We start from the raw sequence: 23,376 nt of genomic DNA on the forward strand, positions 1-23,376 counted from the left end.
CCGGGAACCATCTGGCCGATAGCCGTCGTTGGTGCCCTCAGCCCCCAAGCGCCCCTGGGGGAACCGGGTCCGGCCGCATGCTCACCGGGCGGACGCGGCATGGGCGGGACCGCCGGAGGCGGCGCGGGCGGCTGCTCGCCGAGACCGATGGATCCCGGGTGCGGGACCGGGGCCGCGCCGGGGTGACACCCGCGCGGGACCGCGCGATGATGCGTGGATGATCTCTTCCCCGCCCTCCGTCATCAGGCTCGCGCAATACACGACGACCGAGCTGGACGAGATCACCGGAGGCGTCCCCGACCCCTTCGGCGTCGCCGGAACCGGGCTGACCTGGCTCCCCAAGGAAGCGCACTTCGGCGTCCGGGACCACGACCGCCTGGTGGCCCACGCCGGTCTGGTGCGGGTGACGGTCGCGGTCGGCGCGGCCCGCTCGCCGGTCGCGGGCCTCGGCGGTGTCGTCGTCGCGCCCGATGCGCGCGGCCGGGGGCTGGCCCGCGCGGTCGTGGCCGCGGCCATGGCGCACGCCCGCGACACGGGGGCGGAGTACGGGCTTCTGTTCTGCCTGCCGGAGCGCGTGCCGCTCTACGAACACCTCGGATGGCGGCTCGTCGACGGCGGTCTGGACGTTGAGCAGCCCGGCGGTCCCGTCCGTATGCCGCTCCCGGCCCTGTGGACCCCGCTGGCCGGGGGAGCCTGGCCGGCGGGCCGGGCCGCGCTGCTCTCGCTGCCGATGTAGGAGGACGGACGCCCCTGACAGCACGGGCCGCGGTCCCGAACAGAGCGAGCGGCCCGAGCCCGGGCCGCTCCCGACGGGGAGGAGACGCGGATGACGGAGATCGCGCCGATCCCTGATTCGAGAGTCGCGGCCGGTGCGGTCGTGACGCTTCCCCGTGATGGCGGGGAGGACCGATGAGTTCGGCGGGCCGCCGGAGTCCGACCCGTGGTGGCCGTGTCGCCCGGCGGGGCGGCCACGCTGTCCGTGACCGCCGGGCGAATGAGCGCGATACGAGGAGTGCTGTGATCATCATTGCCGGGAAGCTGTATGTGGACGCCGACGTGCGCGACGCCTATCTGGCCGGATGCGCGAACGTCGTCGAACAGGCCCGGGCCGCCCCCGGCTGCCTCGATTTCACGTTGTCGGCCGACCCTCTGGAGCCGGACAGGATCAATGTGTACGAACGCTGGGAGACGGACGAGGAGCTGGAGTGCTTCCGCGGCACGGGCCCGGAGCCGGAGCAGACGGCGGCGATCCGCGACGCCGAGGTGAGCAGGTACCGGGTGTCCGGCGTCGAAGCCCCGTAGGCACTGCCCCGGCGGCCGGCGCGGTGGCGGAGGCACCCCACCCCTTCTCCAGAGGCCCGGGGCGTCTCCGCCGCCCCGGCACGGCGGATTCCGGAACGGCCGCCCCGTCCGCCGCAGCGGTCCCGCTCCGGCGGCTTCGGCCAGTCCCCGGGCGGTCCGGTGACGGCCCGCGCGTCCGTCAGCCGCGGTCCCGGACAGGCGCCGGCGAGGCCGACGGCGTCGTACTGGTGGAGACGGCAAGCCGTGTCTCGCGCTCCGGCACCGGGACCTCCCCTCGGACGCGGGCTGTCGTGCGGCACTGACGGATCCCGCCGCCGCGCGGAGATCCCGGCGACGGGCGGGCAGGGCGATTCCGCTGTTGTGGTGTGTCCGGGCCCGGGCCGCGCCAGACTCCGTACATGGCTGACACACAGGGGTTTCTGACGGGCAAGAGGGTTCTGATCGTGGGCGCGAGCAGCGGTATCGGGGCCGCGGCGGCCCGGGTGTTCGCACGGGAGGGGGCGGCGGTGGTCCTCACCGCCCGCCGGGAGGAGAGACTCGCGGCTCTGGCCGGCGAACTCCGCGACCAAGGTGCCCGCGCGGCGTACACGGTGGCCGACGCCACGGTCCCCGGCGACGCGGTACGGGCGGTGGAGTTCGCGGTCGAGCGCTTCGGGGGACTGGACGCGGCGTTCAACAACGCCGGGTTCGGAGCCCCGCGTACACCGCTGCATCTGATGGAGGACCGGGTCTACGACGAGATCATGGACACCAATGTCCGGGGGGTGTTCAACTTCCTGCGTCCGCAGCTCGCGGCGATGCTGGAGAGCGGCGGCGGCGCGATCGTCAACACCAGCAGCACCGGGGGGCTGGTGGCCACACCGGTGGCGGCTCCGTATGTGGCGTCCAAGCACGCCGTCATCGGGCTGACCAAGGCGGCGGCGGCCGAGTACGGCGACCGGAACATCAGGGTCAACGCGATAGCGCCGGGGACCACGCGCAGTGAGATGGTCGCCGACTGGTTCGCGCTCAACCCCGGGGTGGAGGAGGCCCTGCACCGCGCCACTCCTCAGCCCCGTACGGCCGAACCGGAGGAGATAGCGGAGGCGGCGGCGTGGCTGTGCAGTGAACGCGCCTCCTATGTGACGGGGTCGACCCTGGTCGTCGACGGAGGCTTCACCATCCTCTGAACCGCCGCCGCTGTCTCCCCGGACAGAACCGCCGCCGTCTCCCCCGATCCGGCCGGGCGCGCGCCGTCGTGTCCGGCCGGATCCGGGGGAGCCCGGGGGAGATCACCCCGGCGGTACGGAGAGCCCGAGGTGGCGGCGGTACCAGGGGGCGTGGCGGGCGAGGCTCTCGGCGATGCCCCGGCCGGGCGGGCAGCCGGTCTCCTTCCACAGGCGCGTGCTGGCGAACCAGTGGTCGGTGGTCAGCATGGCGAGATGGTGGAGGGAGACGCTGTCGCCGGCGAGCCGCCGCCGGGCCTCCTCGACGCCGATGTCGGCGGTGGCGGGCGGCAGGCCGAGCCCGTGCTCCAGCGCGGTGAAGACATCGGCGCAGGACACCGGGGCCGGATGGTTGGGGTGCCAGACGCCGGAGGCGTCTCCGGGCGCGGTCGCCACCGCCGTGACGGCGCGGGCGAGGTCGTCCACGTCGACCGCCGAGAGCAGCGCCCGCCATCCGTCGACGGTGGCGGCCAGCCGCCGGTGGAGCCGTACCAGTCCGGGCACGGCCCACCGGTCGCCCGCGCCGACGACGAGATGCGGGCGGAGGACCGTTCCCCCGGCGGCGAGCACGATGTGTTCGGCCGCCGCCCGGCTGCGGCTGGTCTCCGAGCCGGGCGCGATCGGGAGACCGGAGGGCTCCGCGTCGCGGAAGACGCCCCGGCCGTAGACCGACGCGGTGGACACCTGGGCCAGACGCCCCACTCCGGCCCGTTCCGCCTCCGCGACCAGGGCCCGGGTGCCGTGTTCGTTGACGGCGCGGACGGCCGGGTCGGGGCCGCCGATCCGAACGGCGCAGTGCAGAACGATGTCCACTCCGTCGCAGACGCCGCGCAGGGAGGCGGGGTCGCGGAGATCGGCGCGGACGTGCCGGACCGCCGGATCGCCGGATGCGGAGCGGTCGCGGGATGGGGACCGGTCGCCGGACTCGGACCGGTCGGAGGCGTCGGCGGGGTCGGCGGCGTCGGAGTGGTGGGTGCGGTCGGCGCGGTCCGGCAGGGGGCTGCGGGACATCAGGATCACCCGCGCGCCGGGGACGGCCCGGGCGGCCGCGGCCACCCTGCCGCCGATGAAGCCGCCGGCCCCGGTCACCAGAATCCGCGGCGCCGTGGGCGGGCCCGGTCTCCGAGGGGCGGGCGGCGCCGCGGTGAGCGTGTTCACCGGCCGTCGCCGGGGGAGCTGAGGAGGCTGCTGTAGACGAGGCTGCCGTCCTGGTGGCCCAGGACCCGGACCGTCCGGCCGGTGCTCCCGGCCTCGGTCACCTCCTCGGCCGAGATCCAGCAGGGGGTGTCGAGTTCGGCGTACCGGGTGAACTCGCTGCGCATACGCGTCGGGAGGAACGGCTCCGCGGGGTCGAGGGCCCGGGCCGCCTGACGGGCGGCCTCGATGAGGACCATGCCGGGGGCGTGGTCGACGGGGTGGTCGAAGAGAACGGGGTGCTGCTCGAACGCGCGCAGCCGCCACACCCGGGACTCGTCGGTGGGGGACAGGACGACGTCGGTGTCGAGTAACCGGCCCACGGCGGCGGGCGCGAGGGCCGGCGGGAGCGTACGGGGGCCGGTCGCGCCGACCCGTTCGCCGCGGACCCGCCGGTACACCTCGGGGCTGGTGCAGTCGAAGTGGCCGCCGCCGGAGGCGATGACACGGCCCGCGTCGCGAATGGTCGTCTCGAACCGCATGCCCGCCAGCCGGCGGCCGCGGCGGCGGACGTCGAGGCAGACCACGTCCAGTTCGAGGTCCGCGGGCGCGCCGCCGACCGCGTTCCGCCCGGGACGGATGTCGTAGTGCAGGTTCCACATGAGGAATTGGTGCCCGAGCGGCACATCGAACTCGGCATGCGCCAGAAGAGTACCGACCTGCCGGATTGTTTCTGCGGCGAGCAGCGGGTCGTAGCAGCCGCTGACCGGAGTGAAGAAGCTGTGCGCCCTGGGCCATTGGGCGGTGACCGCGAACCGGTCGTCGCCGGTGCGCTCCCAGCCGGTGAGGAAGACTTCGGCGATGGCCGCCCGATGAACGAGTTCCTTGGGAACAGTGCTGGTCAGGCGTATTTCACGGGGTATGGAGCGGTGCTTCTCCGGCATGGCGCGCGACGCCTGGGCCTCGATGGACTGCACGGTGCGGCGCGGAAGCGTTACGACAGACACGAATCCCCCATGAGTGCGGGCGGCTCGGGGGCGGCGTCTCCGTCCCCCGTGCCAGTAAGATACATACCAACCGGTTCTTTTGATAGATGGGCATGGATCTACCAGACTGAGTGACCGGATCGCCCTCGAGTGGCGCGTGTACGACAGGAGAGTCCCTATGGCAGTGCGACAGGAACGGGCGGTCCGGACCCGGCGCGCGATCGTGCGGGCAGCCGCATCGGTCTTCGACGAGTACGGATTCGAGGCCGCCCCGGTGGCCGAGATCCTGTCGCGGGCCTCGGTCACCAAGGGGGCGATGTACTTCCACTTCGCCTCCAAGGAGGACCTGGCCCGTGGCGTGCTCAGCGAGCAGACCCTGCGGGTGACGGTGCCCGAGTCCGGCTCCAGGGCCCAGGAGCTGGTCGATCTGAGTCTGTTGGTCGCCCACGGTCTGCTGCACGACCCGGTGCTGCGGGCCGGCACCCGGCTGTCGCTGGACCAGGGAACGGTGGACTTCTCGGACATCAGCCCCTTCGGGGCCTGGGGCGAGGTCTGCGCACGGCTGCTGGCGGAGGGCAAGGAGCGCGGCGAGGTGCTCCCGCATGTGAACCCCGAGGAGACCGGGGACTTCATCGTGGGCTGTTTCACCGGACTCCAGGCGGTCTCACGCGTCACCTCCGACCGTGACGACCTCGTCCGCCGGATAGCGGTGATGTGGAATCACGTACTGCCCTCGATCGTGCCCGCCTCCATGCTGACCTGGATCGACGTCAGCGAGGGGCGGATAGAGAAGGTGGCCGAGGCCGCCGCCGCGGCGGCGGCCTCGGAGGCGGGGGCGGGGTCCGCCGAGGATCCCGGACCCGAGGGGAAGGCCGCCGGCGCCGCGGTCTGAACCCCGCCCGGCCGGGCGCGCTGTGACGGAGCGCCCGGCCTCCTCCCTCCCGTACGCGCGTCGCCCTCTTCTTCCGGGTGCGGTCCGCCGGGTGAGGGCGCTCAGAAAAACAAGGCAATCGGTCTGCTTTGACTTGGCAGCAGGTCAGACGGTTTGTATCGTGGACGCCACCAGCCCCCCGCTGCCCGCCCGGGGGCCTCATGGGCCGTCCCGGGGCGGACCGCCGCCGCGGGGTATCCCCTCATCGGCCGGACGTGTGCGCGCGTCCGAAGGCCCAGGCCAGGAGCTCCCTTGACGCCCAAACAGGAACGTGCCGTCCGCACGCGCGGCCGGCTGGTGCTCTCCGCGGCCGAGGCCTTCGACCGGCAGGGTTTCGCGGTCGCCTCGCTCACCGCCATCAGCCGCAGCGCGGGCGTCAGCAACGGCGCCCTGCACTTCCACTTCGAGAGCAAGGAGGCCCTGGCCGTCGCGGTGGAGACCGAGGCGGCGGAGCGGGTGCGCCGGGCGGCCGGCGCACCGGACTCGGCCCCCGCGCTCCAGGCGCTGGCCGACGCCGCCCACGCGATCACCCGTCAGCTGCGGGAGGACGTCGTGGTGCGCGCCGGATTCCGCCTCGGCGCCGACGCCTCCCGCGGATCCGCGCTCGGCCTCCCGCAGCAGTGGCACCGCAGTGTGGTGCGGCTGGTGGAGCGCGCCCACGCCGACGGCTCGCTCTCCCGCGCCGTGCCGCCGTCCGACACGGCGGCCGCCGTCGCCGCCGCCGTACTCGGATTCGAGGCCCTCGCACGGTCCGACCCCGGCTGGCTCTCCTCCGGTACGCTCGCCGGTTTCTGGCGTCTGCTGCTTCCCCGGATCGCCGCCGACCCGGTGGAGAGCGGACGACTCGACTGCGAGCCCGCCGAGTTCGTCGGCGGCCCGGGGCCCGCTCCGCCCGCCGTCCCCGCCCGGGGCCGGTGACGGCCGTCGTCCTGCGGAGGCCGGGCCGACGCGGGCCCCCGCGACGACCGTGACCAGGCCGGACCGCCGCCCGCCTCCGCCGCCCGCCCCCGGCGTCGACCGGCTGCGACGCTCGGCCCCGGGGACCGGCCGCTCTCCGGACGCAGCCGTTCCGGAGCCGCCGTCACCGCCCGAGGCGCTCCGGGGCGGCGGCCCTCAGCCCCGCAGTACGGCCGAGGGAAGCTCGCCGTCGTGCGCCTCCCGGGCCCGCTCGGCGAACATCTCGCCCAGGGCGCGCAGCTGCGCGTCGGTCCGGTGCGGCCGTCCGTCGGGGGTGATCACCCTGAGCAGCAGCAGCGTGGGACCGACCCGTATCTGCACATGCGAGCCGTAGCCCGTCTCCAACTCGCCGCGGAGCGCGTCGCGCCGGTCGCCCGGGGTCCCGATCGAGACCTTCTCCGCCGGAGTGATCCAGGACTCGGACGCGTCCTTCCAGAGGAACGGGTACGCCTCCGTCGCGGTCTCGGCGTCCCGGTGGGCGAAGACCCTGAAGTCGAGTTCCCCCTCACCGGCCTTCCTCAGCACGATGCTCCCGATCGCCCTCGCCCGGGCGCACTCGCCCTGCTTCCCGCCCGCGCACGCCCCGGCGGAGGCCCCCTTGCTCATATCCAGGACCATCGAATCGGCCGGCTTCCAGCCGGGAACGTCTCCCGTACGCGGCAGCACCGCCTTGACCTCGGCCGGGGTGAGCGCGGCCGCCGGGCTCCGCCCGCCGTCCTGCTCCTTCCTCTCCCCGTCGCCGCTTCCGCCACAGCCCGTCAGCAGCACCGCCGCCGCCGTCAGGACGGCCGCCATGGCGTGCCGCTCGCGCATCCTCAGCCTCATCGATCCCCCCGGGTCGTACCGTTCGATCATACGGACGAACCAACCCCTTCCACGGTTGCACGGGCCCGGGCGGAGCACGCCCCCCGGGGACGTGGGCCCGCCGGCCCGCCGTGCGCATCTCCCGGGAGAACCGCCGGACCCGCCCCGGACCGCGTCAGCGCGGCGGCTGCACCAGACGGCGGCCCGCCGTCGCACCGCCGTCGACGGCGACCGACGCGCCGGTCATGAAGGGGAAGTCGTCCGAGGCCAGGCCCAGGACCGAGGAGGCGATCTCCGCCGCGGTGGCCATCCGCTCCAGTCCGTCGACGTTCAGCGGACCGAAGGCGTCCCGGTAGCGGGCCCAGTCGGCGTCGGGGATTCCCGGAGGACGGACGAAGGGGGTGTCGGTGGTGCCGGGCAGCAGGGCGTTGATCCGGATGCCACGGGTCCCGTACGCCAGGGCGGCGGCCTTCACGATGCCCTGGACCGCGCGCTTGCTCGCCGTATAGGCCGCTCCCGTGGGCCGGGCCTGCTCGGCCGCCGACGACGAGGTGCAGACGATCACGCCGCGACCGGCCCTCAGCATCGGGCCGAGTTCGTACTTGACGGCGAGGAAGACGCCCCGGGCATTGGTGTTCTGGATGTCGTCCCACTCCTCGACGGTCAGTTCCCGCAGCTCCTTGGAGCCGCCGATCCCGGCGTTGTTGAAGGCGATGTCCAGCCCGCCGTAGCGGCTCACCACCCGGTCCACACAGCGCTCCACCTGCTCCGGTATCCGTACGTCCGCCTCCACATAGACGCCCTCCCCGCCCGCGTCCCGGATCTCGCGCTCCACGGCCCGGCCCAGAGCGGTCCGCCGGCCGCAGAAGCCCACCCGCGCGCCCTCCGCCGCGAAGGCCAGCGCGGTCGCCCGGCCGATGCCGGACGTGCCGCCGGTGATCAGTACCGTCCTGCCGGCGAACCGGCCCCGCCCGGATCGCGGCCCGACGGCGGCGGCCTCGGCCGCTCCGCCGAGCGCGGCGGCTCCGGCCGCCCCGGCCACCGCGCCGCCGAGGAGGGTCCGCCGGCCGGGTCCGGACGGGGAGGGGAGTCGGGGGCCGCCGGGGGCGGCGACCTCGGCGGCACGGACGGGCGGGCTGTTCACATCGTTGGTCATGGCCCCACTCTCGCCGTCCGCCGAGGGGACCGCCGCCCTCCGCGCGGCCGCTGTTCCGGCCGTCGGGAGGAGCGCCCTCCTCCTTCGGCAGGAGCCGTGGCGGCCGGGCGCGCGCCTATCGTGGATCCGTGAACTCCCCCTGGCCGGTACGCGCCTTCGACGAGCGGTACGCGACGGTGCGGGCCGTGCTGACGGCCCTGGCGCTGGCGGGCGATCTGCTGCTGCTGGAACGGCCGGAAACCCCGCTGGACCACGCGCTGGCCGTCTGCGGGCTGCTGCTCTGCGCGGTGACGGTCCGTCATCCGCCCCTCGCGCTGTCGGCCGGAAGCGTCCTGGTGGTGGCGGGACACCACGCGGGCGCGGGAGTGGTTCCGGCGCTGAAGGCGCTCGCGGCGGTGTTCCTCTTCGAACTCGCCCTGCGCCACGGCGGCCGTACGGCGCTGAGGGGCGCGGCCCTGCTCGCCTCGGCGGTGGTGCTGAACAGACTCCCGGATCTGCCGGAGCAGTCGCTTCCGGTGCTCTATCGGGCGGTGGTCGTCGCCGGACTGCCGCTGCTGCTGGGCTCCCAGGTGCGCGGGGTGCGGAAGGCGGCGGAGCGGACCCGGGCGGAGGCTGATCTGCGGGCCCGGCGGGCGGAGCGGGACATCGCCGCCGCCCGCGCCGCCGAACGCACCGCCTTCGCGCGCGAGTTGCACGATCTGGTGGCGCACCACGTCTCGTCCATGGTGCTGCGCGTCGGGGTGGCCCGGCATGTGCTGCCGGACGCCGAACCCCGGGTGCGCGAGGTCTTCGACGATCTGCACACCAGCGGCGCCGCCGCGCTGGCCGATCTGCGCAGACTCGTCGCCGTGCTGAGAGCCCCGGACGCCGACGGCGCCGATCCGCCCCCCGGCGGCCCCCGGGCGCTCCGGCCGGAGCTGGAGGCGGCGGCCGGCCGGGCCGCGCTGATCGGCGTACGCGTGGAGACCGCCCTGGACGCCGGTCTCGACGAAATCGGCACGGTACGGGGGCTCGCCGTGCTCCGGCTGGTCCAGGAGGGGCTGGCGAACACCGCCAAACACGCCGGGGCCGGACCGAGGGCGCGGCTCTCGGTGCGGATCCTGGACCGCGGAGAGGTACGGCTGACGCTCCGCGACGACGGCGGCGCCCGCGCCCCCGGCCGCGCTCCGGCCGCCTCCGGACTGCCCGGTCCCGCCGGGCACGGCCTGATCGGCATGAGGGAACGGGTCGCCCTCCTCGGCGGCCGGATGGAGGCCGGCCCCGACGGACGCGGCTGGCGGCTCCGGGCGACCCTGCCCGCGACGCTCGAACGACAGGAGGCCGTACGGTGATTCGTGTCCTGGTCGCGGACGATCAGCACCTGGTGCGGATGGGGCTGCGGATGCTGTTCGAACCCGCGGAGGACATCGAGGTCGCGGGGGAGGCGGGCGACGGGGCGGAGGCGGTGCGGCTCGCCGGACGGACCCTCCCCGACGTGGTGCTGATGGATCTGCGGATGCCCCGGCTGGACGGCACGGCGGCCACCGAGCGGATCCTCGCCGCCCGGCCCGCGACCCGGATCGTGGCGCTGACCACCTTCGACGACGACACGCATCTGTATCCCGCGCTCGCCGCCGGCGTCTGCGGCTTCCTGGTCAAGGACGCGCCGCCGGACGAACTGCTCGACGCGGTGCGCCGGGCCGCGGCCGGCGGGACCCCGTTCAGTCAGGACACTCTGAGACGGCTGGTGGACCGGGCGATGAGCGGCCACCGGACCGCCGGAGAGCCGGCCGAGGAGCCGCCCCCGGGGATCACGCCCCGGGAACGGGAGGTGCTGGGGCTGCTGGGCGAGGGGCTGTCCAACCGGGAGATCGCCGACCGGCTCCATCTGGGCGTCACCACGGTCAAGACGCATGTGGCGAGCCTGATGGCCAAGACCGGCCGCGACAACCGGATCCGGCTCGCCGTACTGGCGGTCCGCAGCGGGCTCGTCGGCTGAGCCGCCCGCCGCCCGCCGCCCGCCGCAGGCTCCCGGCGGACGGCTCGGGCGGGCTCGGACCACGGGCCGGGGCACCCGCCGAAGGGCCGCGCGGCGCGGGCTACGAACGGCCGGTGCGGGCCTCGGCGGTGGCCTTCAGGTCGCGCAGCCAGGCTTCGAGTCCCTCTCCGAGCAGCTTGGTGGAGTGGGCCACGTCCGCTTCGACCTGGTCGCCGGTCCAGGTCTCCGCGGTGTGCACCCGGACGCCGCCCCGGACCTTCTCGAAGGTCCACAAGTGGACTCCCTCGTCGATGCGCACTCCTTCGCCGACGGCGGGTCCGCGCCACAGCAGGCAGCTGCCGGACTCGACCCGGCCGACGGTGGAGGTGATCGTCAAGGTGGTCGCGGGCGTGGTGGGGGTGGGAGGCGCGGGGGTGGTCCAGCGGAATCGCGAGCCCTTCTTCAGCCGGCCGGGGTCGAGGCGGTCCGCGGTGAGGACCGGCGCCTGCCAGGACGGCCAGCGCTCCACATCGGTCTGGAGCTTCCAGACGGTGCTCAGCGGCGCGTCGATCACGATCTCGGACTCGTGGCGGACGAGCGCCTCGGGGTCGACGCCCTCTCCCCGGCATTCGGCGGAACCGTTGTGACGGACGCTCCGGGGCTGGGCGGAGACGGCCGGCACGGAGGTCCCGAGCAGACCGGCGACGGCGAGCGCGAGCGCCGGGAGGGTGAGAAGGCGGCCGGTACGGCGTCGAACGGCCGCCGGTCGCGGGCTCCGGCCGCGGTGCTCCGGTGAGGTGAGGGCGCGGAGGTCGGACATGGTGGTGCTCCCTTCGTTACGAGGTGGTGCGGGCACGCCGGGGCAAGCCCTCGGCGCGTGGTCACGTGGGCACGCCGGGGTGGGCCCTCGGCGCGTGGGCACACGGTCACGTGGAGACGTCGGTGTCCGGCGCCGGGGCGGGCGGTGTGCGGACCGGCGTTCCGGTCCCTCCGGTGCTCCGGCGGGCTCAGCCCCGGCGCGCGCGGGCTCCGGCGAGGACGAGCGCGGCGGATGCGGCGACGATCAGGCCGACGAACGCGGGGTGGATGTCCTTGGACAGACTCGGTGCTCCGTCGGGCCGCGTCAGCCAGACGGTGAGCGGCGCCCCGAAGGAGAGGGCCAGGAACAGGGCCGCTCCGCGGACCGCTCGGTCGCGTACCCGGGTGAGGGCCGTGACCAGCGCGATGACGACCGGCACGCCGGAGATCAGGGCGAACTGGGCGAGCACCATGACGGGGACCGCCCAGGCGCAGATCGTCACCGCCCGGGGGACGCGCGGTGCCGTGCCGCTGACGGGTGACACGGATGTGGCTGACATGACGTCACATTCCCCTCGTGTGCGCGTGGTCGGCTCGGACGCGCGGGTCCGAAGGCGAGGCCTGCCGCTGAGCCGCCTTGCCGTTCGTTATAAGTTATAACTCCCGTGAGAGATTATCGTCAATAGCGTGCGTGATACCTTCTAGCCAGAACTTGAGCTTGTAGCCATCACGAGTCGGAGGGCGGATCATGGCGGAGACCGGTACGGCGACCCCGCGCGAGCGCTACCGCGCCCAGGTGCGCGCGGAGATCAAGCAGCACGCCCGGGAGCAGATCGCCGCCGCCGGGGCCTCCGCGCTCTCGCTCAACGCGATCGCCAAGCGGATGGGAGTGAGCGGCCCCGCTCTCTACCGCTACTACGCCGGCCGCGACGAGCTGATCACCGAGATGGTCACCGACGCCTACCGCAGCCTCGCCGACACCCTCACCGCCGCCTGCGCGCCGTCCGCCCCGGACCCGGCCGTGCTGGCCAACGCCCTGCGCGGCTGGGCCCTCGACGATCCGCAGCAGTACTTCCTCATCTACGGCACGCCCGTCCCCGGCTATCACGCGCCCGACGACATCACCGCCATCTCCGACCAGATCATGACGATGCTGCTCGACGCCTGCTCGGCGATGTCGCCGGACCGTGCCGCCACACCGCTCGAAGAGCGCCTCGAAGCACACCTCGACGAGCACCGGCACTGGGCGGGCGACCGTTCCGCCCCGCCCGCCGTCCTCCACCGGGCCCTGATCTTCTGGACCCGGCTGCACGGCGTGCTCTCCCTGGAACTCGCCGGACACTTCGGCGGGATGGGGCTCGACCCGGCCCTACTGTTCGCGGCCGAACTGGAAGATCTGCTTCCTGCCGGTCGGCGGTGAGCGCCGGAACCGGGGGAGCGGCCGGCGGCAGGCATCGGCGCGCCGCCCGCCTGGTATGTATCAGGGGAGGGCCCACCGCACCCCGACCGGAAGGCACGGCATGTCGGACGAGTTGCTCACCCGGAAGATCGGCCACGGCTTCGACCATCTCGACCGGGACGGCGACGGCCGTCTGACGGAGCACGACCACGTCCTGATGGGGCGGTCGGTCGCCGCCTCCCTCGGGCACGACCCGGGGTCGCGGGCCGAACAGCTCGTGATCGCGGCCTACTCGACGATCTGGCGCGAGCTGCATCTCCCGCATCTGCCGCCCGGCGCGGACGCGGTGAGCCGGGCGGAGTTCATCGCGTCCACGCGGACGCTCGCCGACGACCCGCCGGCGGCCCGGAGGACGCTCGGCGCGCTCGCGGAGGCGTTCTTGGCGGTCGCCGACACGGACGGCGACGAGACGGTGGACGGCGAGGAGTTCTTCGTCTTCCAGCGCGGACACTTTCCCGCGCTCACGCGCGGGCAGGCCGCCGAGGCATTCCGCCGTCTCGACCGGGACGGGGACGGGAGGCTCTCCCGGGAGGAGTTCGTCGGCGCCCTCGTCGAATTCTGGACGAGCCGCGATCCGCACGCGCCGGGCACCTGGTGGACCGGCCCGACCGACTTCACCCCGGCCTGAGCCCCGAAAACGTTCCAGGGCCCATGCCCGGATCCCTTTCCGGCACCGGGACTCCTGTGCCGGAGCCTCCGCCCTTCGAGCCCCCCGTCGGCCCTGTTACTGCCCGAGCCGCACCGGCGCACCCGGTCCGTGCGAGCGGCGCGGCTCAGCTCTCGAACCACATCGGCCGCGGCGACGGACCGCCCTCCGGGAGGCGGATCGGCTCGCCGAGGTCGCGGCACCCGAGCCGCTCGTACAGCCGGCGGTCCTCGGAGGTGGACGCCTCCAGACGGACCGGCAGACCGAGTTCGTCCGCCCGTGCCGGCCCGGACGCGAGCATCGCGGCCCCCGCTCCCCGGCGGCGGTGCTCCGGCCGGACGGCCATGGACTGGAGATGGAGATGGAGATGGGCCCGGCCGGGACGCCGGAGGTCCGTCGCCCGCTGGACCGCAGACAGCCGGCGGACCGTCGGATCGCCCCCGGCGGGAGGTGCGGACGGCTCCGGCCCGCCCGATCGCGGCAACCGGATCGAGGCTCCGACGGGCTCGCCGTCGGCGACCGCGAGAATCAGCGCCCCCGCGCCGAGGGACGCGCCGAACATGCCGCGCGGGCGCGCCGGCCGGGTGACGGGATCGGGGAGGCCCAGGCGGTCACGGCCTCGTCGGCGAAGGCGGCCGCACACGGCGCCGCCACCTCGTCGAGTTCGGGAATCGTCGCGAGCCGGGTGATGACAGTCGGCACGGTCATGTGCTGTCCCGTCCTTCGCCGCACAGGGGGATCGGGCGTCAGCGGTCGCCCGCGTGGGCGAGCGCGCTGGGAGTGAGGCGTCCGACGATCGCCGGGGCCTCGTGAAGAAGCGCGTCGTCGGTGAGCGCCTCGACCATGAACAGGGCGTAGTCCACGCGCCGGGTCAGATTGCTCGCGAGCAGCGGCGCGCCCACATGACGGCTCCACAGGGGAAGTCCCTGGCTCGGGCCCTCCTCCAGGTCGCTGCCCCGGACCACCGTCCACCGCCGGTCGCTGGCGAAGATCCGGCGTGACGCCTCCACCTGGTCGTCGATGTCGATGACGCGCAGGGCGCGGCCCACCCGGGCGGCGACGCGGGCGGAGGCCCTGAACTTCCAGGAGTACCTGTCCTGATCGTCCCGGGGGACGTGCCAGCCGCAGGAGAAGACCAGGCGCGCGCCGGGGTCCGCGAGATCGAGCACCGCCTGCGCGGTGCCCGACGAGTACTGCCGCACCCCCCAGGGGACGAGCACGGTCAGCACGCCGTCGCACCCGGCGACGGCTCGCCCGATCACCTCCCGGTCGTTCGTGGGCCCGGGGACGATCGTGATCCGGTCCGCGAGCGCGGCGAGCTTGCCGACGCTGCGCTCGCGGCAGACGCCGACGACCTCGTGGCCCCGGTCCAGCGCCTGCCGGACCATGTACTGCCCCAGCTTTCCGGAAGCGCCGATGACGCAGACCTTCCGTATCCGCTCCGTGCCCATCGCTCAGCCCTGCTTTCGTCCGACAGCGAACTTACAGTGTAAGTAACGATATACTTACACCGTACGTCGGACAAGGCCGCGGCGGAGGGGTCCCATGAGCGAGCACGGCGCCGGTCGGCGCGCGAAATCCGGGAGAGCGCCGCTCAGTCGGGAACGGGTGGTCACCGCCGCGGTCGCGCTGGCCGACGAGAAGGGCGCCGCCGGGGTCACCATGCGGGCGCTCGCCGCCGGGCTGGGCGTGGAGGCGATGTCGCTCTACAACCATGTGCGCGGCCGGGAGGACCTCCTCGACGGGATGGTCGACGCGGTGTTCGGCGAGATCGAGCTGCCGTCCCCGGCGGCGGACTGGAAGACGGCCATGCGCGACCGCGCCGGATCGGCGCGCGCGGCGCTCCGCGGCCACCCGTGGGCCGTCGGCCTGATGGACTCCCGGGGCCGGCCCGGCCCGGCGACGCTGCGTCACCACGACGCCGTCCTGGGGGCCTTGCGGGCCGGAGGCTTCTCCGTCGCGATGACCGCGCACGCCGTCTCGGTGATCGACAGCTATGTGTACGGGTTCGTCCTCCAGGAGCTGAGCCTGCCCTTCGCCGGCGAGGGCGAACTCGACGACGTGGCGGGCGGGATCCTGCGTGAGGCTCCGGCCGGCACCCACCCGCACCTCGCGGAGCTGATCACCGAGCACGCCCTTCGCCCCGGATACGACCCCGGCCACGAGTTCGCGTTCGGCCTCTCCCTCATCCTCGACGCCCTCCGCCCCGACGAGGCCCACCAGAGCCGCTGACCGGACGCCGCGCGGAGGTCCGGCTCGGACGAGCCGGTGAACGCGCCCGCGCGTAAGGGCCGGTGGCCGCACCGCTGTGACGCCGCGCCGCCCGTGATCCGTCCGGTCCGGGGCGCGGGCGGCGCGGTCGGCCGGGCACGCCGAAGGGCGCGGCCGACGCGGCGCCGGGCTCAGCCCGCGGGACCGGCGGCGCCGCCGGAAGCACTGCCGGCGAGGCTGCCGGCCGGGCCCGGGACGCTGTGCCGCGTGAGCGCCCACAGCAGGAGCGCGAGGCAGCTGATCCCCGCGCCCAGCGCACAGACCGCGCCCCAGCCTGCCGCCGCGTAGAGGGCGGTCGATGCGATGGCGCCCGCGGCGCTGCCGATCGCGTAGAAGAGCATGTACCCGCCGATCAGCCGGCCGCCCGCCCGGGGGTGGAGCGCGTAGATCAGGCTCTGGTTGGTGACATGGACCGCCTGTACGGCGAGGTCGAGGACGATCACGCCGACGACCAGCGCCCAGAGCGAGCTGCGGGTGAAGGCCAGGGGCAGCCAGGAGACGGCGAGCAGCGCCAGCCCGGCGCCGGTGGTCCGGTGGGAGAGCCCGCGGTCGTTCAGACGGCCCGCCACGGTCGCCGCGAGCGCGCCCGCCGCTCCGATCAGCCCGAACGCGCCGATCGCGGTGTGGGAGAGGGAGTACGGGGCCTCGCTGAGCGGCAGCGCGACCACGCTCCACAGGGTGCTGAACGCGGCGAAGATCAGCAGTCCGAACAGGGCCCGCAGCCGCAGAAGCCGCTCGGTCGCGAAGAGGGTGACCGTGGAGCGCAACAGCCGTCCGTAGCGCGGCGCGGGCGTCGTGACATCGCCGTGCCGCGGCAGCGCCCGGTGCAGGACCAGGGCGAGCAGCGCGATCACCGCCGCCGACGCGGCGTACACGGAGCGCCAGCCCGCGAGGTCGGCCATGAGCCCGGACACGGTGCGGGCGAGCAGGATCCCGATGACCACACCGCCGGTCACCAGGCCGACGACCCGTCCGCGCCGGTCGGGCGGGGCCAGTGAGGCGGCGAAGACGACCAGCGTCTGCGTCACCACGGCGAGCAGCCCCACCGCGGCCGTCCCCGCGAGGAGGGCCGCCGGGGTGCGGGCGGCGGCGACCGCCGTCAGCGCCGCCGCCAAAAGAAGCAGCTGGATCACGATGAGCCGTCTGCGGTCGGTCACGTCGCCCAGCGGTACGAGGAGGAGGAGCCCCAGCCCGTACCCGATGTGGGTGAGGGTGACGACGCTCCCGACGAGCGCCGGGCTCATGGCGAGTTCGCGGCCCATGGTCACCAGGAGCGGCTGCGCGAAGTAGACGTTGGCCACCGCCGTTCCACCGGCGACGGCGAACAGCGCGACCGCCCCGCGGGACAGGACGTACGGGCTCGTACCTCCGCTCCGCTCCCCGGTCCGCGGTATCGCGTCCTCGTCGGTGTCGCCGGTCATGCAGCTCCCCTTCCCTCATCTGGTTGCATCTTGCTACCAGCTGGACGGTAGTCAGTTTGGTAGCATGTTGCAACCAGATGGAGAGTGGAGAACGACATGGTGAAGAGGACGCGCTTCGACGAAAGCGACTGTCCCGTCGCGCGATCGGTCGACGCGATCGGCGACTGGTGGTCGCTGCTGATCGTGCGGGACGCCTTCGACGGCAGCCGCCGCTTCGGGGAGTTCCAGCGCGGCCTGGGCGTCGCCAAGAACATCCTCGCCGCGCGCCTGCGCGCCCTGGTCGAGGGCGGCGTGCTGGAATCCGTCCCCGCCTCCGACGGCAGCGCCTACCGCGAGTACGTGCTGACGCCGGCCGGCCGAGCCCTCTTCCCCGTCATCGTGGCGCTGCGGCAGTGGGGCGAACAGAACTTCTTCGCCCCCGGCGAACCGCACTCGGAGCTGGTCGACCGCCGGCAGGGACGCCGTCTGCGCCCGCTCGAGGTCCGATCGGCCGACGGGCGGCGGCTGGACCCGGACGACACCACCGTCCACAAGATCTCCGCCGGAACCGGAGCCGGAACCGGAACCGCATCCGGTACCGATACCGGAATCTGACGGCGGGGGAGTGGGCGGCCCGCCGCGCACGAGCCGTCCGGCGCGCACGCCCCGACGCCTCCGGAACGGATCACGGCCGGCGGCTCACCGGCCCCGGACCCCGCGCGGGCGCGCGGGTGCGCCCAGCCGGACCGGCACCCCCGGCGAGTACAGCACGCTGACCGGCTCTCCCCGCTGCTCGGGCAGCCCCGCGGCCGCCACCAGCCCCTCCTGGCACTCGACGAGTTCGGCCCGGTACAGCGGCCAGCGCGGATGGTCGTTGGGCAGATAGGCCACCCCGCCGGGGAACGCGTTGTGCATCCCCCACCGGGCGGTCAGAAAATGCTCCAGCTCGGTCGGCTCCGTCACCCGCCCGCCCTTGCGCAGCACGATCCGGCTGCTCGCGCCGCGCGGCCCGGGCCAGCGCCGGGAGCTGGTGTAGACGACGATGTCGCCCTCGGAGCGGACGGCCATCCTGGACCACAGGTACGGCAGCCGGAAACCGGCCCGGCCCATGACCACCGGCAGCAGCCGGGAGGCGTCCATCGACCGGAACACCACCCCGCGCCGGCCGTGGGCGTCGACCGAGTACAGACGTACGTTGGTCTCCGGGAACGCGCCGAAGTAGGGGACCCCGGGCAGCCGGAACCAGCCGACCCGGTGCATCCGGAAGGCCACCAGACCGACGTACGTGGTCCCGTGGAGGGTGTCGGGAACGGTTCCGGCCGGCAGCAGCCCGGCCACCAGGTCAGGGTCCACGGGCCAGTGGACGAAGGCGAGATCCAGCCACCACTGGGTGAGCAACGGACTCGCTATCGCCGACGGGGCGTCCGGGCTGACGGGGACGGGGCGGCGCTCGGCGGTCGACATGGCGTCAGCATCACAGAGCGGCCCGGACCGCCCGTGCGAGGGTGCGGGTCCGGCCGTACCGCATCGGGGGGTACCGCCGTGCGTCGCGCGGTGCGTGACGCGGCCGTAAGGGTCTCTCCGGCACGCTGTTGCCGTCTCATCACATTGCCATGCGGTGACGATCACATTCGCGGGCCACGTTGTTCGGCATGGACACTCGCTGCAACAGCCCTGCGTCCCCCGGCGCGCCGACGCGGAGGCATCGGTGACGCGGAAGCATCGGCGACCGAACCGGCGTCGTCTGTTCGCCCTCGGGGGAGGGCTTCTCCTCGCCCCGGCGTCGGCGGCCGTCCTCCTCCGCGACGAGTGGAGCGCGCCCTCGCCCCCGGCCGGTCCGGAGATCCGCGCCGTCCCCCAGCGGCCCCGGGTCGCGTCGCCCTCCTCCGTCTCCCCGCCCCCCGGCTGGATGGACGGCGTCGTCAGGAAACAGATCGACGAGAACTTCAGCCCGGGCGAACGGGAGGGGCAGCGGGGGCTGATCCTGCATGTGCAGGAGGGCGAAGGATCGCTGTTCGAGCGGTTCTCCAACCCCGCGACGCGGAGTTCGGCCCATTTCTGGGTGTCCCAGGCGGGTGAGATCGAGCAGTACGTATCGGTCCACGACCGCGCCTGGACACAGCGCGCGGGCAATGCCGCGTGGGTGTCGATAGAGACCTCGGGCTTCTACGGCAAACCGCTCACCCCGGCCCAGATCGACGCCGTCGCGCACGTCTACTCCTGGGGCGCCCGTGAACACGACTGGCCCCTTGAGGTGACGGACTCCCCGAAGGGCAGGGGCCTGGGCACCCACTCCATGGGCCAGGCCGCCTGGGGCGGCCACGCGTGCCCCGGGACGGTACGGGCGAACCAGCGCGAGGAGGTGATGCGCCGCGTACGGCGGTCCTGGGAGAGCACGCCGTCCTGAGCGTCGGGCGAGCGATGCGTCACCGGGGGCGGGTTCGCCGGGGCACTCCGTTCCTGCGATATAGTGATCATGTGCTCGCGGCCGTGGTTCACGGCGGTGGGACCGGCGTTGGTGGTCCAAGGAAAGACACCCCACTTCCCGTGGGGGGATGCAGGTGCGAGGCCTGCCCAGCGCTCGATCAAGGCCCCGGCCTCCGTCAGGAGACCGGGGCCTTCGACATGCGCGGGCGATGCAGCGGATGCCGTTCCCGGATCCGGACCGATCCGATCCGCGACTCCAGGAGCCGCGTTTCGCCCCCGGGGACGGTCTCAGCCGTATCGCTCGACGAGCGCGTCGCCGATCGAGGCCAGACGGTCTCGCACCTCCGGAGGGCCAGTCACCTCGAGCCATTCGACCAGCCCGGCAAGCTCGCCGGCGAGCATGTACTCGTCGTGGCCGCGGATCACGACCTCGATGCGGCCGTCGGGCGCGGAACCTCCCACTTCGAGCCGAACGCCGAGCGCCATCCGGAGCAGGCCCATCCCGTGGGGCACGCACACCGCCTGGATCGAGAGGGGCGTTCGTCTGCGGTCGACCTCGTCGGCGATCTCGCGCCAGCTCTCGGCCAGGTCGAAGTCCTCGGGCCGGTGCACGGGATCGCCGGTCGGGTCGGCCGACGACACCCGGTCGATCCGGAAGGTCCGCCGGCCGGCCTCGGTGTGGGAGACGAGATACCACGACGGACCTTTGGCGACGATGCCCAACGGGTGGACGGTTCTCTTCGTTTCGGCGCCTTCGCGGTCGACGTAGCCGAGCCGGACCTGGACGCCGCGGATCACCGCGTCCTGGAGTTCGCCGAGGAAACGAGGCGGCCGGTGCTCGACCCGGCTCACCCCCCATCGCCGCGGGTCCATGACCAACGACGACGCCGCCGCCTCGGCCTGCTCCCGGAAGGGCTCCGGCAGGGCATGGACGAGTTTGCGCAGAGCCGCTCTCACGGCCGGCGTCGCGGCCGAGGCCTGCCCGGCGACCAGGAACAGGGCGCGGGCCTCACCCGCGGTCAACCCGGACAGATCGGTGCGCGCGCCGCCCACGAGCCGCCAGCCGCCGCCCCGCCCCTGCGTGGAGTACACCGGCACCCCGGCCATGGCCAGGGCGTCGAGGTCACGGCGGGCGGTGCGCTCGGAGATCTCCAGCTCGCGCGCGACCTCCGCCGCTGTCACCTGCTCACGCCGCTGCAGCAGAAGGAGGACGGCCACCAGCCGGTCGGTTCGCATACCGACGACACTTTCACATCAAACCGGTCATGGGGTGACCGGTTTTCGTCGGCAGGATGGCGACATCACCTCAGCGGCGAGTCCCACTGCCCACGACCGCACCGGCCCTCGGTCTGTCGGGGGTGCGCCGACGCCGTCGTCGGGACCTTCGTCGCCTGAGCCCGATCACTCCGAAGAGAAAGTGAGGAATCGCGATGTACGATCCAGCAGATTTCCCCGAGCCCACCCTTGTCTCCGTCAACGGTGTCGAACTGGAGGTCTTCGAAGCGGGTCGGCAGAATGCCGGGAAGCCCATCGTGCTCTGTCACGGCTGGCCGGAGCACGCCTTCTCCTGGCGTCGTCAGATGCCCGCCCTTGCCGCGGCGGGCTACCACGTCATCGTCCCCAACCAGCGGGGCTACGGCAATTCATCCCGACCGGCCGAAGTGACGGAATACGACCTTGAACACCTGGCGGGTGATCTCGTCGCACTCCTCGATCACTACGGGTACGAGGACGCCGCCTTCGTCGGTCATGACTGGGGTGCGATGGTCGTCTGGGGACTGGCCCTGCTGCATCCCGACCGTGTCGACAAAGTGATCAACCTGAGCCTGCCCTACCAGGAGCGCGGAGAAAGGCCCTGGATCGAGGTCATGGAAGACGTGCTCGGCGGCGACTTCTATTTCGTCCACTTCAATCGGCAGCCAGGCGTCGCGGACGCCGTGTTCGAAGAGAACACCTTCCGGTTCCTTCGCAACATGTACCGGAAGAACGAGCCCCCCGGGGAGCCGCGTCCGGGTATGGCGCTGATCGATCTCGCCAGAGCGGAAACGCCCCTCGGTGATCCCGTCATGAGCGACGGCGAACTGGCCGTTCTCGTCTCCTCCTTCGAATCGACAGGGTTCACGGGCAGTGTGAACTGGTACAGGAACCTCGACCGCAACTGGCGTTTGCTGGCGGACGTGGACCCGATCGTCCAGCAGCCCGCGCTCATGATCTACGGCGACCGGGATGCCGTTCGGAAGTCCGAGAGGCTGGCGGAGTTCGTGCCCCGTGTGGAAGTGGTGAATCTGGATTGCGGCCATTGGATCCAGCAGGAAAAGCCGGAAGAAACAAACCAGGTGATCACGACATGGCTGGAACAGCAGGATGCCACCCGAGGCTGACCGCTGAATGATCCCGGGACGGCCGCAGGCAGGGCCGGCCGCCGTACGGCCCGGCCCGCTTCCGGGAGCGGACAGAGGGCTGGGCGGGTGAGTGGCGGCGTCCGGCGATGAGCCTTCGGACCGGGGCGGAGAGCCGCGGACGGAGCCGGAGGGCATCGCGGCCGGCCCGGGCCGGGTGCGCGGGCCGGTCACTCTCCGGAGGTCTCAGTCGGCATCGCCGAAGTCGTCGAAGTCGTCGTCATCCGCGTGCGTAACGGCGGCGATGGCCGCCTTCCGCACCTCGGGCAGTGTTGTGCCCACGGCGAGGGCTCCGGCGATTCTGGTCCACCGGGTCCCCACGACGGCCTTCTCGTCGGGATCCTGACGGGGCTGAGACTTCCGTCCGGGGAACCCGGCTCTCGACCTTCTGGGCCGGGGTTGGGCCCGGACGGCGTAGATGAGGTTGTCGCGTGCGGTCCCCTCGTCCGCCGCGGAGATGTTCGCGTAGGTGATGGCGGAGAGCACCGCGGGAACGGTGCAGGACTTGACCATGACGGGCAGAAGCTCCGTGCGGGCCATCGCCGATGTCCACTCCGTCGTGCACCACTTCGATGTGAAGTAGGCGGGGGAGTAGAGGGGCATGACCCAGCGCGCACGGGACAACTGCTCATCGATCCAGAGGACGAAGTTCCGACCCGGCAGGGAATCCCATTCCTGGAGGACGCACGTCCGGCCGGCCGCTTCCACGACTTCGCCGATCCAGGTCGCCCAGTCGGAGTCCTCCTCGGTGTAGGAGACGAAGATGTCATCCACCGTGCGGCTCCTTGAGGACGCCGAGGAAGACGAGATCCAGGCCCGCCATGTCGTAGTAGCCGTGGTCGTCGTGGTTGAACCACTTCCGGGCCCAACTGGCCAGTGCCTCCACGACCGTGGTGTTGAGTTCGTGAGTCGTGACGTACTGCGCGAAATGCTCGGGCCTGGTCAGGCCCCTCCTGACCAGATACTTACCCTCGGCCAGAGTGAGTCCGTACCTGAGGCAGATCTTGGCGATGCTCTCCGCCCGGTCGTAGAAGTCCGTTTCGTGCTCGTCGAATATGTAGTTCCCCGCGGCGGAGCCGTCGGCTCTGGCCAGGCTGAACTGCACGATGGTGCCGTCCGCGCGCACGAGGGCGTGGCCGGCCGCGATATGCAGACGGACATGTCCGCCGTCGGCGAGGCGGGCTTCGACCGACATGTCGTACGCGTTCTTGTGATCCATGGTTCCTCCCCCTTGTCGTGTCTCGTTCTTGCCGGTTGGCTTGATCCTTAATCCCCGGTATCCGACGCTATGGGGGGACATTCACAGAAGGGGTGGATACAGATCTTGGGACGCCGGGGAGGTCGTCGGTCGTCGCGACCGCGATACGCGCGGGCGTCTTCGGCGGAGGAGAAAGTTCCGCGGTGCGGGGGGTGTTTGTCGGCTGTAATGCGGAGATCCGCCGGCGGGCCCGGGTCGGCCTTTCCGTTCCCGCCGAAGGCCGGCGACGGCGCCGGATTCCGAGCCGAATCCCCATCGGGCGGAGGCCCTGAAGCTCGACAAGTTC

General features: G+C 72.9%; 27 protein-coding genes. 13 read left to right on the forward strand and 14 right to left on the reverse strand.

The window, feature by feature from the left end:
- Positions 1-217: 217 nt before the first annotated feature.
- The 3 genes from ACF089_RS07480 (at position 218) to ACF089_RS07490 (ending at position 2,471) form a co-directional block, all read left to right on the forward strand.
- Complete coding sequence (locus ACF089_RS07480) at positions 218-736, forward strand: GNAT family N-acetyltransferase (RefSeq protein WP_392023092.1); 519 nt, start codon at positions 218-220, stop codon at positions 734-736.
- A 281-nt stretch (positions 737-1,017) separates the two neighbouring features.
- Positions 1,018-1,302 carry a putative quinol monooxygenase gene (locus ACF089_RS07485; protein WP_392023094.1) on the forward strand — a complete coding sequence of 95 codons (285 nt, stop codon included), beginning with the start codon at positions 1,018-1,020 and terminating at the stop codon, positions 1,300-1,302.
- A 398-nt stretch (positions 1,303-1,700) separates the two neighbouring features.
- On the forward strand, positions 1,701-2,471 hold the full coding sequence (locus ACF089_RS07490; RefSeq protein ID WP_392023096.1) for an SDR family NAD(P)-dependent oxidoreductase: 771 nt from the start codon (positions 1,701-1,703) through the stop codon (positions 2,469-2,471).
- 102 nt (positions 2,472-2,573) lie between these two features.
- Here the strand turns inward: ACF089_RS07490 and ACF089_RS07495 are convergent, their stop codons facing one another.
- Positions 2,574-3,596, reverse strand: coding sequence for an NAD-dependent epimerase/dehydratase family protein (locus tag ACF089_RS07495; RefSeq protein WP_392023099.1), 1,023 nt, complete (start codon positions 3,594-3,596; stop codon positions 2,574-2,576).
- A 65-nt stretch (positions 3,597-3,661) separates the two neighbouring features.
- Positions 3,662-4,648 (reverse strand): ScbA/BarX family gamma-butyrolactone biosynthesis protein, encoded by a 987-nt coding sequence (locus ACF089_RS07500; protein ID WP_392023103.1) that lies wholly within the window; start codon positions 4,646-4,648, stop codon positions 3,662-3,664.
- A 157-nt stretch (positions 4,649-4,805) separates the two neighbouring features.
- On the opposite strand from ACF089_RS07500, the gene ACF089_RS07505 reads away from it, so the two are divergent.
- Together ACF089_RS07505 and ACF089_RS07510 are read left to right on the forward strand one after the other, a co-directional pair.
- Positions 4,806-5,519 (forward strand): ScbR family autoregulator-binding transcription factor, encoded by a 714-nt coding sequence (locus ACF089_RS07505; RefSeq protein WP_392023105.1) that lies wholly within the window; start codon positions 4,806-4,808, stop codon positions 5,517-5,519.
- 291 nt (positions 5,520-5,810) lie between these two features.
- Complete coding sequence (locus ACF089_RS07510) at positions 5,811-6,476, forward strand: ScbR family autoregulator-binding transcription factor (RefSeq protein WP_392023108.1); 666 nt, start codon at positions 5,811-5,813, stop codon at positions 6,474-6,476.
- A gap of 195 nt (positions 6,477-6,671) precedes the next feature.
- On the opposite strand, the gene ACF089_RS07515 is transcribed toward ACF089_RS07510, so the two are convergent.
- Together ACF089_RS07515 and ACF089_RS07520 are read right to left on the reverse strand one after the other, a co-directional pair.
- Positions 6,672-7,328, reverse strand: a complete 657-nt coding sequence (locus ACF089_RS07515) for a hypothetical protein (protein ID WP_392023111.1) — start codon at positions 7,326-7,328, stop codon at positions 6,672-6,674.
- 166 nt (positions 7,329-7,494) lie between these two features.
- Entirely contained in the window at positions 7,495-8,475 is a 981-nt protein-coding gene (locus tag ACF089_RS07520; protein WP_392023114.1) for an SDR family NAD(P)-dependent oxidoreductase, read from the reverse strand.
- A gap of 128 nt (positions 8,476-8,603) precedes the next feature.
- On the opposite strand from ACF089_RS07520, the gene ACF089_RS07525 reads away from it, so the two are divergent.
- A complete protein-coding gene (locus ACF089_RS07525) occupies positions 8,604-9,806 on the forward strand; it encodes a sensor histidine kinase (protein ID WP_392023115.1) in 1,203 nt (400 codons plus the stop codon).
- Positions 9,803-10,453 (forward strand): response regulator, encoded by a 651-nt coding sequence (locus ACF089_RS07530; RefSeq protein ID WP_392023118.1) that lies wholly within the window; start codon positions 9,803-9,805, stop codon positions 10,451-10,453. The genes ACF089_RS07525 and ACF089_RS07530 overlap by 4 nt, the downstream gene beginning before the upstream one ends.
- Before the next feature lie 100 nt (positions 10,454-10,553).
- Here ACF089_RS07530 and ACF089_RS07535 read toward each other — a convergent pair whose 3' ends face one another.
- Positions 10,554-11,252 (reverse strand): SRPBCC family protein, encoded by a 699-nt coding sequence (locus ACF089_RS07535; RefSeq protein WP_392023121.1) that lies wholly within the window; start codon positions 11,250-11,252, stop codon positions 10,554-10,556.
- 187 nt (positions 11,253-11,439) lie between these two features.
- The gene (locus ACF089_RS07540) at positions 11,440-11,790 is read right to left on the reverse strand and encodes a hypothetical protein (protein WP_392023123.1); all 351 of its coding nucleotides are present in this window, start codon (positions 11,788-11,790) and stop codon (positions 11,440-11,442) included.
- A gap of 188 nt (positions 11,791-11,978) precedes the next feature.
- Between ACF089_RS07540 and ACF089_RS07545 the strand changes: the two genes are divergently transcribed.
- Both ACF089_RS07545 and ACF089_RS07550 read left to right on the forward strand, forming a co-directional pair.
- Positions 11,979-12,650: a TetR/AcrR family transcriptional regulator gene (locus tag ACF089_RS07545; RefSeq protein ID WP_392023125.1), complete on the forward strand. Its 672-nt coding sequence runs from the start codon at positions 11,979-11,981 to the stop codon at positions 12,648-12,650.
- 100 nt (positions 12,651-12,750) lie between these two features.
- Positions 12,751-13,317 (forward strand): EF-hand domain-containing protein, encoded by a 567-nt coding sequence (locus ACF089_RS07550; protein WP_392023126.1) that lies wholly within the window; start codon positions 12,751-12,753, stop codon positions 13,315-13,317.
- Between the two features lie 145 nt (positions 13,318-13,462).
- Here the strand turns inward: ACF089_RS07550 and ACF089_RS07555 are convergent, their stop codons facing one another.
- Genes ACF089_RS07555 through ACF089_RS07565 form a run of 3 tightly spaced genes read right to left on the reverse strand, consistent with a single transcriptional unit; the run spans position 13,463 to position 14,786 of the window.
- Positions 13,463-13,897 (reverse strand): GNAT family N-acetyltransferase, encoded by a 435-nt coding sequence (locus ACF089_RS07555; protein ID WP_392023129.1) that lies wholly within the window; start codon positions 13,895-13,897, stop codon positions 13,463-13,465.
- Positions 13,864-14,043 (reverse strand): hypothetical protein, encoded by a 180-nt coding sequence (locus ACF089_RS07560; RefSeq protein ID WP_392023131.1) that lies wholly within the window; start codon positions 14,041-14,043, stop codon positions 13,864-13,866. Before ACF089_RS07560 ends, ACF089_RS07555 begins: the two co-directional genes overlap by 34 nt.
- A 38-nt stretch (positions 14,044-14,081) precedes the next feature.
- A complete protein-coding gene (locus ACF089_RS07565) occupies positions 14,082-14,786 on the reverse strand; it encodes an NAD(P)-dependent oxidoreductase (protein ID WP_392023133.1) in 705 nt (234 codons plus the stop codon).
- A gap of 94 nt (positions 14,787-14,880) precedes the next feature.
- Between ACF089_RS07565 and ACF089_RS07570 the strand changes: the two genes are divergently transcribed.
- A complete protein-coding gene (locus ACF089_RS07570; RefSeq protein WP_392023136.1) occupies positions 14,881-15,567 on the forward strand; it encodes a TetR/AcrR family transcriptional regulator in 687 nt (228 codons plus the stop codon).
- Between the two features lie 170 nt (positions 15,568-15,737).
- Here ACF089_RS07570 and ACF089_RS07575 read toward each other — a convergent pair whose 3' ends face one another.
- Entirely contained in the window at positions 15,738-17,027 is a 1,290-nt protein-coding gene (locus ACF089_RS07575; RefSeq protein ID WP_392023139.1) for an MFS transporter, read from the reverse strand.
- Between the two features lie 96 nt (positions 17,028-17,123).
- Here ACF089_RS07575 and ACF089_RS07580 point away from each other — a divergent pair, with 96 nt between their 5' ends.
- Entirely contained in the window at positions 17,124-17,621 is a 498-nt protein-coding gene (locus ACF089_RS07580; RefSeq protein WP_392023142.1) for a winged helix-turn-helix transcriptional regulator, read from the forward strand.
- Positions 17,622-17,705: 84 nt separating this feature from the next.
- On the opposite strand, the gene ACF089_RS07585 is transcribed toward ACF089_RS07580, so the two are convergent.
- A complete protein-coding gene (locus ACF089_RS07585) occupies positions 17,706-18,470 on the reverse strand; it encodes a YqjF family protein (RefSeq protein ID WP_392023145.1) in 765 nt (254 codons plus the stop codon).
- A gap of 244 nt (positions 18,471-18,714) precedes the next feature.
- Here ACF089_RS07585 and ACF089_RS07590 point away from each other — a divergent pair, with 244 nt between their 5' ends.
- Complete coding sequence (locus ACF089_RS07590; RefSeq protein WP_392023148.1) at positions 18,715-19,413, forward strand: N-acetylmuramoyl-L-alanine amidase; 699 nt, start codon at positions 18,715-18,717, stop codon at positions 19,411-19,413.
- A gap of 308 nt (positions 19,414-19,721) precedes the next feature.
- On the opposite strand, the gene ACF089_RS07595 is transcribed toward ACF089_RS07590, so the two are convergent.
- Positions 19,722-20,669 (reverse strand): helix-turn-helix transcriptional regulator, encoded by a 948-nt coding sequence (locus ACF089_RS07595; protein WP_392023151.1) that lies wholly within the window; start codon positions 20,667-20,669, stop codon positions 19,722-19,724.
- 194 nt (positions 20,670-20,863) lie between these two features.
- Here ACF089_RS07595 and ACF089_RS07600 point away from each other — a divergent pair, with 194 nt between their 5' ends.
- Positions 20,864-21,814 carry an alpha/beta fold hydrolase gene (locus ACF089_RS07600; protein ID WP_392023153.1) on the forward strand — a complete coding sequence of 317 codons (951 nt, stop codon included), beginning with the start codon at positions 20,864-20,866 and terminating at the stop codon, positions 21,812-21,814.
- 204 nt (positions 21,815-22,018) lie between these two features.
- On the opposite strand, the gene ACF089_RS07605 is transcribed toward ACF089_RS07600, so the two are convergent.
- Positions 22,019-22,606, reverse strand: a complete 588-nt coding sequence (locus ACF089_RS07605) for a toll/interleukin-1 receptor domain-containing protein (RefSeq protein ID WP_392023156.1) — start codon at positions 22,604-22,606, stop codon at positions 22,019-22,021.
- Positions 22,599-23,051, reverse strand: coding sequence for a hypothetical protein (locus tag ACF089_RS07610; RefSeq protein ID WP_392023158.1), 453 nt, complete (start codon positions 23,049-23,051; stop codon positions 22,599-22,601). The genes ACF089_RS07605 and ACF089_RS07610 overlap by 8 nt, the downstream gene beginning before the upstream one ends.
- Positions 23,052-23,376 lie beyond the last annotated feature (325 nt).

This window comes from Streptomyces sp. NPDC014894 (genome assembly GCF_043080985.1).
Classification (GTDB): domain Bacteria; phylum Actinomycetota; class Actinomycetes; order Streptomycetales; family Streptomycetaceae; genus Streptomyces.